Annotated in this window: 8 protein-coding genes; 3 read left to right on the top strand and 5 right to left on the bottom strand. The window is 68.3% G+C overall.

All coding sequences use genetic code 11. From position 1 onward, the window contains the following. Window positions 1-40 precede the first annotated feature (40 nt). From OG332_RS34790 to OG332_RS34780, 3 genes are read left to right on the top strand one after another with little or no spacing between them, the layout of a single operon-like run. Complete coding sequence (locus tag OG332_RS34790) at window positions 41-1,900, top strand: ATP-dependent nuclease (RefSeq protein WP_327417167.1); 1,860 nt, start codon at window positions 41-43, stop codon at window positions 1,898-1,900. After that, window positions 1,897-3,744: a UvrD-helicase domain-containing protein gene (locus OG332_RS34785; protein ID WP_327417166.1), complete on the top strand. Its 1,848-nt coding sequence runs from the start codon at window positions 1,897-1,899 to the stop codon at window positions 3,742-3,744. The genes OG332_RS34790 and OG332_RS34785 overlap by 4 nt, the downstream gene beginning before the upstream one ends. A gap of 44 nt (window positions 3,745-3,788) precedes the next feature. Continuing rightward, a complete protein-coding gene (locus OG332_RS34780) occupies window positions 3,789-6,008 on the top strand; it encodes a competence protein CoiA family protein (RefSeq protein WP_327417165.1) in 2,220 nt (739 codons plus the stop codon). Window positions 6,009-6,071: 63 nt separating this feature from the next. Here the strand turns inward: OG332_RS34780 and OG332_RS34775 are convergent, their stop codons facing one another. The 5 genes from OG332_RS34775 to OG332_RS34755 form a co-directional block, all read right to left on the bottom strand. Beyond that, complete coding sequence (locus OG332_RS34775; protein WP_327419475.1) at window positions 6,072-6,254, bottom strand: DUF397 domain-containing protein; 183 nt, start codon at window positions 6,252-6,254, stop codon at window positions 6,072-6,074. Next, entirely contained in the window at window positions 6,238-7,551 is a 1,314-nt protein-coding gene (locus OG332_RS34770; RefSeq protein ID WP_327417164.1) for a hypothetical protein, read from the bottom strand. Before OG332_RS34770 ends, OG332_RS34775 begins: the two co-directional genes overlap by 17 nt. A gap of 162 nt (window positions 7,552-7,713) precedes the next feature. Beyond that, window positions 7,714-8,826, bottom strand: coding sequence for a hypothetical protein (locus OG332_RS34765; protein WP_327417163.1), 1,113 nt, complete (start codon window positions 8,824-8,826; stop codon window positions 7,714-7,716). Window positions 8,827-8,831: 5 nt separating this feature from the next. Continuing rightward, the gene (locus tag OG332_RS34760) at window positions 8,832-10,715 is read right to left on the bottom strand and encodes a DUF1998 domain-containing protein (RefSeq protein WP_327417162.1); all 1,884 of its coding nucleotides are present in this window, start codon (window positions 10,713-10,715) and stop codon (window positions 8,832-8,834) included. Next, the gene (locus OG332_RS34755; RefSeq protein ID WP_327417161.1) at window positions 10,712-13,867 is read right to left on the bottom strand and encodes a helicase-related protein; all 3,156 of its coding nucleotides are present in this window, start codon (window positions 13,865-13,867) and stop codon (window positions 10,712-10,714) included. Before OG332_RS34755 ends, OG332_RS34760 begins: the two co-directional genes overlap by 4 nt. Window positions 13,868-13,933: the final 66 nt, after the last annotated feature.

Here is a 13,933-nt window from a genome sequence, read left to right as displayed (position 1 = left end):
TCGTGCGTACTACGCCTCACCCCGCACCGGAGACCCATCCATGTACCTCGATCAGCTCCGTCTGCAAGGATTCCGCTCAGCCGCCGACACCACGGTCTCCTTCCAGCCCGACGTCACGGTCATCGTCGGCGAGAACAACGCTGGCAAGTCCAACGTGATGGATGCCATCCGCTTGCTGACGCCTCCCCTGGACGGCAAGGGCAGCGGCCTCTACCCGGACCGCGACGACCTCCACCGGGACGGTTGCCCCGAAGACGGGCATGCTGAAGGGTGCCGCAACACCATCGAGTTGTCCGCCCGGTACAGATCACGATCACCCGGCGATCTGGACATGTTCAGTCAAGCCTTCGAGCGGGACGGAGAAACGGCGAGCTACCACCTCACGATCACTCCCCCGCCGGAGGGCTTCCGGCGCGCCACCCTGTCGTGGCGGGCAGGTGAGGGTGCGACCGCCGACCTCGACCCCGAGCCCAGAGCCCGGGAGGGGATCCGTCACCTGTACTTGCCCCCGCTGCGGGATGCCCAGCGCGAACTTGCATCCAGCAGCGGTGGCCGCATCCAGCTTGTCGTCGAGAGACTGCTCAAGGACGACGCGGACCGCAAGGAATTCCTCCGCCAGGTCGGCAAGCAGTTCGAGGAGGTCGGCAAGATCTCGCCGCTGCCCGATGCCCTGGACTCCGTCGGCAACCGTCTCGCCCGGCTCACTGAGGGAGCTCTACCTCAGTCGGTCGACCTGGGGTTCGCCGACGCCTCCGTCAGTTCCATCGCACGGGGGTTGCGACTGCGCATGGAGCAGGCCGGACTCGACCCCCGCGACCTGGCCGAATCAGGGCTCGGCTACGCGAACTTGCTGTTCATGGCCACAGTGCTGACGCAGCTCCAAGATGCGGCGGAAGCCGACCTCACCCTTCTCCTGGTCGAAGAACCGGAAGCACACCTGCATCCGCAACTCCAATCCATCCTCCTCAACTACCTCGTGGAGGAGGCCCAGGAGAGCAGGCGCCAAGCGGACTCCAAAAGCCCGTGGCGCGGCCAGATCCAGGTGATCGTCACCACGCATTCACCGCACGTCGCCACCGCGGTCGCGCCCAAGAATCTCGTTGTACTTCAGCGCAGGCCAAAGCGACCCGGTGCTGCTGCCGTCGAAGGGTCTACGCGTAGCACCTCATACGAAACCACCGCCGTCGCGGTCGACAGGTTGTCGCTGGGCAAGGACGACCACATCAAGCTCCGTAGCTATCTCACCGCAACGCGCAACACATTCCTGTTCGGACAACGCGTTCTCCTCGTCGAAGGTCTGGCCGAAGCCCTGCTCCTTCCTGAGTTCGCACGACTCACACTCAGCCGGGAACGGCTTCAACGGTTCCTCGGCACCGCGCTCGTTCCGATCGACGGCGTTGACTTCATGCCGTACATCCGCACCCTCTTGACCGTCGACAGCGCGAGTCAGTTCCGGATAGCCCGACGCGTCGCTGTCATCACTGACGGTGATGCCGGGACAGGAGCCGCGAAGGCCGCAGAAAGGCGCATCTCGGAGCTCGAGCAGATGATTGCAGCGACGGCCTCCGACAACTTGGCCCGTGTCTTCCGTAACGAGTTCACGCTGGAGCCGGAACTCCTGCGTGCGGGCGGCCCCAACCGCGAGATCGTCCTGGATGCCTGGAAGCGGCAGAAGCCGATCGCTTGGGAAGAGCACTGGAAGGCAGTGGGTGCCGGCTCGCCTGCCCAGCAGGCCAAGGCCCTGGCCGAGTTGATCAACGGGCGGAAACTGATCCGCAAGGGCGACCTCGCGCAGGACATTCTGGCAGTGGCTGCTGAGCGGCCGCGCGAGGCCACCCCGATGGCGGTGCCCCAGTACCTGAAGGACGCTCTCATGTGGGTCACTGAGGAGGTGTCATGACCCCTCGTGATCCCAGCGCCGCCACCAACACCATCGCCGTTCTGCGCGCTGAAGCCGCCGCTGCTCAACGCGCACTGGTGAACATGGAAACCAGCCCCGGCCGCATCGTCCGCGCCGAGGCGTGCCCCGGCGCGGGAAAGACCCGTACCATCGTCGAACGTCATCTGGCCAGCCCGACTGGGCCGCGTCAGGGCCGGGCGCTGGTCTCCTTCACCAAGGTCGCGGGCCGCGAGATCAGGAAGCGGTGCGTTGATGAAGGGCGCCCTGAGCTTGCCCAGTTCCCCCACTTCATAGGCACTTTCGACGCGTTCGTTTGGCGGCATCTTCTCCGCCCCTACCTGCTGCCCAAGCCCGGCAAGATATGGCAGCGCTTGGAGGAGTGGAGCGACCACCCGCAGGCTCGCAGGGACGGTGCTTCTCTGGACGACTTCAGCTTCTCGTACGGCGGAGGCGTCGTTCGCATCTCGGACCCGCAACCGATCATCCGCCGGCTCCCACACCGGTTCCGGCGGGACGAGGACGGGCGGCAGAAGCTGACTGTTTGGGCAGCGTCTGCGATGCAGCGCCTGTGGAGTCAGGGCTACCTGTCGGGGGACCAGCTGCGCGACATGGCTCTTCACCTCCTGTCCGATGCCGAGCGCCGCAAGCGCATCGCGCGGGTACTGCTCACCCGCTTCCGTGAAGTCGTCATCGACGAGTCCCAGGACTGCTCCGATGAGGACTTGCGGATCGTCGACATGCTGCGTGAACTCGACATACCCCTGCTACTTGTCGGCGACCCGGACCAAAGCATCTACGGTTTCAGGAACTTGGTCTCGCTCACGACTGCCGTACCCAAGCCGCTCAGCAGTACGGCTCCAGATCACCGGCTGACGCATAACTGGCGTAGCACACAGGTTATTTGCGACCTTGCGCACACGCTGCGCACGTCCAACTCTCCTTGCGACACTGCGGTAGGCCCCTATCACGCCGAGGCAACACCGATCTCGCTCCTTCCTACCACAGGGCGGAAGGACGTCGAGTGGCTGGGAGACTTCGGTGCGGCGGCAGAGCAACTCGCGATCCCTCAGAGTCAATGCCTTGTGGTCGCACACGGTAACTCGACACTGCCCAAAGGCCTCACCGGAACACGAGTTCCCCCCTCGGACCAGCTGGGCCGACTCATTTGGGCTACAGCCGTCCTGCGTTCACCAGGTGCGTCGACCAGGCACCAGGAACGCGCCCACAAGGTGCTACGCGAAGCCGTTCTGCGGCACTGGTACGGCCAGCCCGACACCCCTGAGCCTGTCAACCTTGCTCATCAAGGACTCAGTCCACTGGAACTGCACGTAGCCGAGCAGTCAGTCCTTCGCGCCCTACCTCCGCTGGACATGCCGGCAGCCGAATGGAGTCGGGCGGCACACAGTGTCCTCACGGCAAAGGCCGGCCTGCTCGGTCTCGTGCCCCAGGTGCAGCGCGCCTATCCCTGCAAGAAGCATGGCAAAGCAGCATGGCAGATCGTGGGTTTCGGAGCGCCCTCGTCTCCCGACGTCTCCGTCGGGCGGGCCAGTACCGTTCATGGAGTGAAAGGCGATCAGGCAGACGCGGTGCTGGTCGTCATCCCGGCTGCCACCCCGGAGGACAGCCGTTCGACAGACCTCGTCAAAGCCTGGGCGGAAGGCCCTGCCCGCGTGATGCCCGGAGAGACCGGCGAGGCCCTTCGGGTCCTGTACGTAGCCGCGACACGCGCCCGCCGTCTCCTCGCGTTTGCGCTGGATGACGACCACCTGGCGATGATTGCGACGTTCCTCGCCAGGCGAGGCGTCCCGTTCCGCACCCTCCCCGGCCTCAGCAAGAGCAGCTGAGACTGAGCGGCTAACTAACCCACCACCCCGTCACCAGGAGCCCAGTGCCGTACGCAGAGGAAGAAGACACGCGCAAGGTCCAGACCGCAGTCATCGGCCGGGCCGAGTCGGACTGGCCGGTGTTTCTGCCGTACGACCATGATGACTTCGACCGGTTCATGCGGGGTCGGACGCGCGACGACTTCTATTGCGGCGTCCTGCTCGGCGGCTGCGGCAAGAAACTGTCCCCGAAGCGGTACACGGACAAGAGGTGCCACTTCGCGCACCGGCCGCCCGTGCACTGCCGCCGCACGGAGATCGGCGAGGACAGCGCCGATCACCTCTACATCGGGCGGGCCGTCGCCGACTGGCTGAAGCGGCAGGGGCAGCGGGCGGTGCAGCCCGTCTACAAGCCCAAGGGGCACCAGGTCCGCGATGTCGTCGACGTGTCGTACGAGGCTGGACGCCGGCTCATACGCGTCCAGCTCGCCCGGAGGTCGAAGCGGGAGTGGGAGGAGACCGACGCGGAGCTTCGAATCCGGCACTCGGAACTCGAATGGTTGTTCGGGCCTGACAGTCTCCTGGCCAACTGGCAAGTCGAGCGGCAAGGGTACGCCCTTCGTGTGCAGTGCCGATCACTCGGGGCGATCCGAACCGTGGAAATCGGCACCCAGTTCCCGGACAGACCCGTGGAGTGGACCTCACTCTCGGAGTGCACGCTCGCCCCCGAAGGTATCGTCACCCCGAGTCTCTTGCACACACCGAGTGGCATCGTTCCACGCCATGCGGCCCCCGCGGAACCCGCCCCTCCCCCGTCCAGCCTGCCGCTCACCCCGGCCTCCGTCCTCATCACCGACGCCGCGCTGTCTCACGCCACCGACACCCACCGCTGGTTCGATGTCTCCATACGCGTCAACGCCCGCCTGTCGCTCCCTGCCCGTGCGGATTCGCCCGACGTTCACCACACGTACCTGCCCATGGACACCACTCTCTCCCTCGACAGTGATGGCACATTGCTGATCGAGGCCGGTGCACTGCAGCGCGTCCAGACCGACGTTGCCGACCGGCCCACGGACAGCGCCGGGCCGTCCGCCGACACGCATACTCCGTCGCCCGAGGAGCAGTCACTTCCTCCTGACGCCGACCTCGTCGCCTCCTTCCGCAGGACGCTGGAGAACGCCGCGCGGAGCAAGAACGTCGTCACGATGGCAACCCTGTACAAGGGAGCGTCACTCCACGGCCACACACTCCCCGTGGACCGGTGGCGGGAGCTCCTCCTCCGGGTCGAACAGCCCCGGACACCGGGCAAGCCCGTTCTGTCAGCCCTCATCAAGGGGCGAGACGGCGGCCCAGCCCCGTTCTTCAAAGAGATACTGCACGGACTCGGCTGGAGGAAGAGGTTCTCCAACGCCGAGTTGCTCGACATCTGGAACCGCGAGCGTTGCCGCGTCCACGCGACCTACAGCAGAAGCAGCCAGGCGAACCCGCCGTCCCTTCCCTGGCAGGAAGCCCACCGCAAGCCACCGGGCCGCGTCAGAGGGAAGCGGTCCGATTCCGCCGCCGCCCGACGCCGCGCCGCCTTCGACGCTCTGCTTGACGTGGCTCACGAAGCACGGCATGCCGGTGACCTCGATACCTTCGAACAGAACCTGTTCCTGGCAGAACGGGCAGCGCCGTCGACGGATGCCCACGAGACCCTGCGGGACCATACTGACTGGTTGGTGGACCAGCGCGCCAACGAGTTGTATGAGACCTGGGAGCGCCTGGCAGCGCTCATTGACACAATCAACCGCGACGGAGACGACCTCTATCCGGACCAGTTGCGCCGTGCTCTCCAGAGTGCCGAGGAACTCGCTGAAGAGGTCGGAGACGATCTGGCGGCGGAGGAACGTGGCGACATCGCGCGCTGGCAGCGGCACCTGGAACGGATGACCGAGCGCCTCACGCTGTCGCAGATACGCGGCCATGCCATCACCGTCCGCGTCGCGCTGCGGCAGGCCGCGCGCGAAGGGCGTACAACGACGTGGGGCGAACTGGCCCTGCGGATCGGGGCTCCCCTCGCAGCCCTCGACCCGGACGACAAGATCGCCGTCTTGGTCGAGGTAGACCGTGAGACGCCGGACGACAGGCCCCCGCTGTCCGCCCTGGTCACCGCGCACGGAGGCGACCGGCCGCATCCGCTCTACCAGCAGATCCTTTTCAACCTGGACCGGATCGCGCCCCCAGCCGAGGCTCTGTTCATGCACTGGCGCATGGCACTGCGTCGTCACTCAGAGCTACGGTGAAGCCTGACCGAACCGCCGTCGTGGTTGCGACCGGAAGCGCCGCTATCACGCGCGCCGCTTCGCTCAGGCGTCCGACACGAACCCCATGAACCGCGACCACTCCTCATGCCCGACCACGAAGTCGGGGCGCGTCACGTCCTTGGAGTCCCTCACATGAACGACCTGTTCGGCGATCGCGACCTCCACGCAGTCATCGCCCTGGCTGCCGCTGTAGTGAGCGCGCCTGCGCCTACGCCAGCAGCGCAGGGAACACGACCACCGAGCCGTCCTTGTCGCGGGCGATCTCGATCGCCACGTCCGTCGTACGGCCGTTGACCATGACGTCGTCGCCCAGTCGGTGAATCCGGTGTGCCGCACTCATGAGGCGATCGACCTCACCGGTCGTGAAGACAGGCCGCAAACTGTTCGGGCGTGCCAGCTCCAGTGCCGACAGGCGCACCAGGACGCCGGCGATGCTCGACTCCAGTTCGTCGAGGCGCTGCTGATCACGCTTGAGTGCGCGGGTGAAGTTCTCGAACGGATTGCCGGGGTCACTCTGGGCGTGCTCGACGGCCTGGAGAATGACGACCCGCCGCTTCAGCGCGATGGCCAGGGAAGCGAGTTCGAGGTGGGTGCGGAACGTGCCGCCGTGATCGTCAACGCCGGGGAACGACTTGGTCAACGTGCCGAGTTCGACTGCCTCGCCCTCGGGCAGCCTGTCGAGCGCGCTCTGCCATCGGGCAAGGCGAAGGTCCACTTTGCTCAATGCCGTTTCGAGGGCGTGCACCGCCGAGTCGAGTCCCAGCGAGACACCGAGCTTGCCCTGGTCGAGCAGAATAGCCGTCGCCTTGTCGATGGCGGCACGGCAGCCGTTGAGTGCGCTGTGCTCGTCGTCGAGCTTCTCCTGCTGAAGGTGCTCCAGCAGTTCCGTGATGCGTTCGATGGCCCGCTGGCGCTTGCTGTCGGCGTGCGCGCTCATCCCCACCGCCACGGCCATGAGCACGAGCGGCGCAGCCACGGTGAGCGCCGCGCCGCCCACGGCTGCGGCGCTGGCCGTCGCGCCGGCTCCACCGACCGCACCGGCTGCCGCAGCCTTGCCCACCGGCACGAACGTCGCCGGTTCGACGAAGCGCCCCGCCGAGTTCACGAGTGAACCGTAGATGCCACCTGCCGCGGCCTTCGACGGCAGCGAGCGGACGATGCCCTGCCCGAACTGGGCGGCGACCTTGGCCGGGACCACCATGCGATACAGATTCTCGCCCGATGCGGTCGCTCTGGCCGTCGTAAGGGAACTGCGCGCCGATTGCGTGATGAGCTGCGACAGGCTCTGCGCCAGAGGGCTCGCGGCGTCGAGCGGGAAGCCACGGCCACGGTCGATCTTGTCGGGCAGCGGATGCACCTCAAGGGTGACGATCGGATTATCGGCCAGGGCGGCCAGTACGCCGCGCAGTTCGGCCAGGCGCTCAGCCGTCATCACCTCGCCTGCGGTCATCACCCCCGGCACTTGGACGTCAGCGGTCGCCAGCGTCAGCACCGGCACGGTCTTCTTACGGTCGTCAGTCATCGTCTCCCCCTTGTTCCCGGCAGTGGCTCAGGTCTGACATCGAACGCGAACGGCACGTGGCTGCGCTCCTCGGATCGCAGCGCCCTGGCGTCGCACAGCGCGCACCGGGCCACTCCGGAACCGCGTCGGCTCCCTCGCGTGCCCGCAGCCAAAATGATCCCATCACAACATCCGCACCCATCCATCCAGCCCCTCCAGGTGCCTCGGCAACCTGCTGCCCTGCCAGCCCAGCACCAGCCGCTGACGCGCACGGGTGATCATGACGTAGTAGGCCATGCGGAGGGCCGCCGACGTGGGGTCGATGCCTGAGTCGGACTCCGCGTCGGCGATGACGACGGTGTCGAAGTCGAGCCCCTTGGCACTGGCACGGTGGACGAGGACGACACCGGGGCGGGCGAGGTCGAGGTCACGGTAGCGTCCGGAGGGGGCCGCCGAGCTGTAGAGCTGGGGTTCGTGGGCGAGGCCGGACCGCTCCAGGCGGCGCATCAGGTCTGCCGCCGTGCGCAATGAGTTGACGATGACGCCTATGCGGTCCCGCGGGTGCCGGGCCGCCAGGGTGGTGATGTCGTCGGCAAGGTCCTTGATGCCCGAGTAGTGACGGACCGAGGGCAGGGCTCCGCTGCGGAAGGGGACGTCGGGACGGGTGCCGCCGGTGCGGAAGTGCTCGGCGAGGGAAGCGATCTCGCGGGCGTTGCGGTGGTTGCCGAAGATCTCGACACGTCCGGTGGAGCGGCCAAGGGCCTCGGCGATCTCGGTGAGGGTGGAGTTCGTCTCGGTGAGGCGCTGACACTCGTCGGCGAAGACCGTCACGGAGGCGGCGGCAAGGCGGGCCATTCGGTAGAAGCCCGGCGGCAGGTCCTGGCCCTCGTCGACGACGAGGTGGGGTGTGGCGGCGTCGTGTTCGCCGACAGCGCCGGCGGCCTGGTGTGTGAGAGCCGGCCAGTCGAACCAGCTGTCCTCTGTCCGCGGTGCGTCACGGCCGAAGCGGCTGTAGACCCAGAGGTGGGCGGTGGATGCCTCGACAGGAGCGCCGGGGACCGCGAGACCCGCGAGGGTGTCGCGCAGGAGCTGGCGCAACAAGTTGGAGCGCGAGATCAGGAAGGTGGGGCGGCCGGTGAGGGCGAGGTGGACGGCACGGTGCGCGGCGAGCAGGCTCTTGCCGCTGCCGGGCGGGCCGCTGACGACGTGGTTGCCGGTCAGCGGCAGCGCGTCCAGGCAGTCGCGCTGGGCGGGGGTGAGGTCGGGGTGCAAGACGGGGGTTTTCACGATGGTCATGGGTGTCATCCCAGGGCGGTGGCGGCCGCTTGTTCGCGGCTTGCGGTGAGGACGTCGGTGAAGTAGCCGGGGACGCGGGCGGAGCCGACGACCAGGGCGCGGTCGAGGAGGGTGTTGCCGGTCTGGCAGCTGGTCTCGGGCAGCAGGGTGCAGGCATGGCAGGCAGCACGGTTGAGGTTGCCGAAGCCCTGGCCGGTGTGCTCGGCGCACAGCGGGTCGGCGGAGCACCAGGCAGCCGCCTCCAGCATCCGGATGAGCGTCTCGGCGAAGTGCGGCGCTTCGCCCTGCCGGACCAGACCGCCGAGGGTGCCTTCCGCGTCACCGGCGGCCGTGTAAATCAGCAGTCCGCGCTGGCCGTACTCAGGGCGGCCGTACACGCGCTCGCGCAGGCTGGCGGTGGTGTAGCCGGAGTCGAAGGACAGCTGGCGGATGAGCAGGTGGGCGACGGTGTGCAGGAGCAGGAAGCGGGGCGAGAGTTCGCTGCCGGTCGTCTCGGCGAGTTGTTCCTCGCGGAACGACGCGTCGAGGTCCGTACGGATTTCGTGGACGTGGGCCTGCACGCGGGGGTCGCTCTCCCAGACGGTCAGGCGCTGTTCGTCGAGGGTGAGGACGATGCCCTCGCCGTAGACCTCGGTCGCGGGGAGCCAGCGCAGGCGGCCGCTGGTGTCGGCGGGAACGAGGGTGCCGCCCGGCGAGTGGCGGCGGAATCCGCTCAGGGCACGGACCTCGCGAAGCCGGTCGACGAGGACGACGCCGTCGATGTGTGCGTCGAGAGTGGCCCAGGGCTCCTCCTTCTCGCCGTCGAGGCCGAGTCCGCCGCGACGAATCGCGAACTCCGTGGTGGGCTCCGGGAGCCGGATCGCATCGAAGGCGTACCACTCGTCGCGACTCAGGTCGATCTTTCCGGACTTTCCAGGCTCCGGCTGGTCTGCAGGCAGGGGTGTGGGAGCGCCTGTGGCCTCCGCGACAAGCTGATCGATGAGGCTGTTGGGGGCTTCGGTGTCCTCCTTGATCATGCCACGGAAGGTGTCGGCCCTGGGCGTGCCGAGGGCTTCGAGCAGGATCGACCAATAGCCGTGGCCCAGGACGGCCTCCGCCATGTTCTGCTCCGCACGCGGGGCTTCGGCGGTCTGGGGGATGTCGAGAGCCGAGTAGACGACTGGGTAGTAGACGTTGCCGGCGGTGCGCTGCACGATGTGCACCTGCTGGCCGCAGGAAGCCCTCGCGTCCCAGTGCTGCCAGGGGTTGCGGCCGGAGCAGTGTCCGCCCTGTGGGCCTAGGACGTCGAGCAGGTCGCGTTCGGCGCCGCAGGGCTCGCCGCCCTCCCTGGTCGCTCCGCAGCGTACAGAGAGTGCTTCGAGTCCGGAGGCGCGGTCGGCGACGCGGAAGCTGAGCCGGCGTGCCTTCCAGGAGTGCTTCGACTCGGAGCAGAACTGCCGCAGTTCGGGCGCGAGCTTGGAGTGGGCCCAGTACCACCAGTCGACGTCGTCGAGGTGTCCGTCCGGGCAGATGCGGACGAACCGCATCGGGGTGAGGCGGGGGGCGGCGACACAGGATGTGCAGACGGGCGGCTCGCCCGGCTTCTCGTTCTCGCGCAGAAAGCGGACCATGGCCCTGCAGGAGCCGCAGAACAGCCAGCCGGGGAAGCGCACATAGGGGACGCCGGGGCCATCGGCGTTGTCGTAGCGGTCGTTGAGGGTGTGAGGTGCGGCGAAGAAGCCCTTGACGCCGAGGCGGGTGGCAAGCCGTTCGGAGGGGACGGGGGTCTTGAGGTCCGGCCACCTCTCGATGCCGGCGGCTACGAAGGACTCGCCCTGGACGTCGAGTACCGCGCCCACGCCGAACGGCAGCACGGTCTGCGCCTGGCGGACCCGGAGTTTGCGCTTCACTTTCCTGCTCCCGTCACGGTGATCTGGCAGTCTCGGTCCACGCTGCGCATCGAGTTGAGGGTCTCCCACAGGCCGTAACGCTGCTCGAAGCCCTTGAGCAGGTTGTGCTGGCCCTTGCCCTGACTGCGGTAGTAGAGGTCCTTGCCCTCGGCGGCGGCGGTGTCGGCCTGCCGGTACCAGTCGTCCAGGAGGTAGCCGAGTTCCGCTCGTACGTCGGCGCGCACAGCGTCGGCGTCCGATCCTGCGGCGCCGCGCTCGGCGGTCGCGGCACGCTCGGCGAGGGCGTCGGCGATCCGCCCTGCATCTTCCTTGTGGTCGGTGATCCGTCCGGCCCGGTTCTCGGCGGCCAGGCCGAGTCGGTGGCGGACCAGGATGACGAGCGCGGCGTGCAAAGCGCGGCGGCGCGCGGGCAGGGACCAGGGCGTGATGCTGGCTGGTTCGACGTAGCGGTAGAGCGCCCGGTGGTAGTCCATGAAGGTCTCGTAGTGGGACCGGTCGCGCGGGCGTGTGGCGTTGAAGTAGGTGACGACGAGTCCGGGCACGTGGTGGCGGCCGACGCGGCTGGTGGCCTGGATGTACTCGGCGGTGGTCTTGGGCTGGCCCTGCATGAGCATGTACGCGAGCCGCTTCACGTCGACGCCGACGGAGAGCATGTTGGTGCACGGCAGGAACGACACCGACCGGGGGTCCGTCCAGGGCTTTTCAAGGCGGTCGAGGAGGATGGGCTGATCGGCGCGCTTCACGCTGCTGTCGAGTTGCTGTACCTGTTCGCCGACCAGCTCGCGCGTGCCCGAACCCTCGTCGAGGCCGCGGAGCTGGGCGGGGATGTCGTCGCCGGCCGCGGTGACGGTGCGGCCGAGTTCGCGCAGGCTGTGGTGGTAGGCGACGAGTGTCCAATAGTCGTCGCGGTGTTCCTCAGGGAGCTGGTGGACGCCCTGGAGCATGGCCGCCGTGGTGGCGACGGCTCCGCGGCCCGCGGTGTGGCCCTGAGCCATGACGCCGAGGTAGAGGCGGCCGGGGCGGCCGGTGTCAGGGACGGCGAAGAAGCTGTCGCGGGCGTCGAGCCCGGACGGTGGGAAGAGCTGGACGTCCTGGTGGTGCAGGGCTCGGACCTGTTCGGCGGAGCGCCTGATGGTGGCCGTGGCGGCGACGATCTTGGGCGGGCGGCCGTCCGGGCCGGTGCACAGCTCCAGGATGGCCGCCTCGTAGAGGCCGACCGTGGTGCCGAGCGGTCCGGTGAGCAGGTGCAGCTCGTCCTGGATGATCAGGGACGGGGGCCGGTTGCCGGTGCCGGCGCCGGCGCCGAAGAGGCTGCCGGAGTCGGGCTCCCAGGCGAGCCGGGCGAACTTGTCGACGGTGCCCAGGACGAAGGTGGGCGGATCCTCGTAGAGGTGCTGATCAACGACGGCAACGGGCAGGACGTCGTGGAAGGCACACTCGTCACGCGTGCAGTAGAAGGTAAACTCGTCCGTTTCGGCGCGGACTCCGTAGTCGGAGCGGACGCTGGACCGGGTCGGCGGCAGGATGCGGGTGCCGCACCACGGGCAGCGGTCGAGAATGAAGACGTCCTCGGGGTGGCTGGCCTCGCGCTGCTCGTCGAAGGCGTCCTTGGCCGCCTGAAACTTGTTCGGGGTGGTGGTGTCGCCGACCCACAGGCCGATGGTGATGGGCTCGCCACCGAGGCCGAGCCCGGGTTCGGCGCGGCGAAGGTGCTCCAGAGCACAGATCGTGGTGGCGGCGCGCTGGAACTGCTGGGTGGTGAGCAGACTGAGGGTGTAGCGGCTGAGCACGGTGGTCCCGCCGCCTTCGCCGCGGATCCGGCGCAGGGCGATGGTGAAGGCGGCCAGGAGCAGATACGCCTCGGTCTTGCCGCCGCCGGTGGGGAACCAGATCAGGTCGGTGGTATCCCGGTCGCGGTGTCCGGGGTCGGCGACACCGTCGAGGGCGAGGAGGAAGAAGGCAAGCTGGAAGGGGCGCCAGGTGGCCTTGGGGTCGACGGGCGGGTCGAGGGCCACGGGGTCCGCGCGGTGGCGCCGCTGACCGGCCTGGTCGGGGGCGGAGTGCCGCATCTGCAGCAGCATGGCGCGCTGGGCGATGCGGAAAGCGTCGAGGAGTTCGGGCCGGTCGGGGTCGCACAGGGTGCGCACGCCGGCCTCGATGCGGGTGACCGTCTGGCGGACGCGGTCGAGGATCCGCTCTGCGGCTTCCCGGCCCCAGGGCGGCACGTCGACGGATCGCTGGCCCACGTACCAGGCGTGGTACGCGGCGGCGAACTCGGCGAGCTCCTCACGGAGTTGGTCCCTGTCGACGGCCGGGTCGGCCAGGTGGGAGATGGTGAGCGCGGGGGCGTCGAGCGGGCCGCCGGCCCGGATGGCGGGTACCTCGGCGCGTGGCAGGGCTTCGCAGGCGAGGCGTTCAACACCGCCGTCCTCGCCGTGGTCTTCGCGGACGGCGCAGCCGTGGCCGACGGCGTGGGTGACGACGTGCCGGTATTGCAGGCGCAGTTCGCGTTCCTCGGGATCGCGGCTGGCGAGCCGGACGTTGGGATAGGGCAGCACGGCGCCATCGGCGGGGCGGACGCTGAGCTGGCACTGGAACAGCATGTCGTCCCAGTCCGGCGCCTTGTCGTCGGCAGGGTCGTGGTGTTTTTCGTTGACCAGGGCCACGGTGATGAGGGCGCCCGCGCCGTAGGAGCGGCGGGTCAGCTGGATCTTCGCGCGGTCGTCGAGGACCGGGACCTCCTCCCGGTCGGGGCCGATCGTGTGTGTCTCGGACCTGAGGGGGATGCGCTGCCAGCGCCGCCCGCGCCCGGGTTCGTTCCGCCGTGTCTCGTAGCGGGCGGCGGCGCAGCTCACCTCGACGTCTATGGCATCGGTGTAGAAACTGATGCCGAGGGACGCGGGCAGCCAGCTGTTGGTCTCGGGCACGGGGTCGGGGGCCGGGTCCACGTCGGGGGCGTCCTGCTCGGCACCAGGTGCCTCGGGGTCGTCGGCGGCGAGGTCGAGCCGGCGCTGACGATCCGCCTGTTGCGGATAGAGCGTGCCCATCAGGTACTGCCGGTCCGGCGGTGCGTCGAGTACCTCGTCGTCACCGCCGGCGGGGCCGACGAGCTGGCGGGTGAGGTAGTCGACCAGCTCCTGGCGCGGGTCCATGTGCGGGTTCCTTCGATCGAGTGGAGGCGTTGAGCGGGAACAGCTGTGGGCCCGCCGTGAAATGTG

Source organism: Streptomyces sp. NBC_01233 (assembly GCF_035989305.1).
Classification (GTDB): Bacteria; Actinomycetota; Actinomycetes; order Streptomycetales; family Streptomycetaceae; genus Streptomyces.
This window is presented reverse-complemented; position numbering and strand designations above follow the sequence as displayed.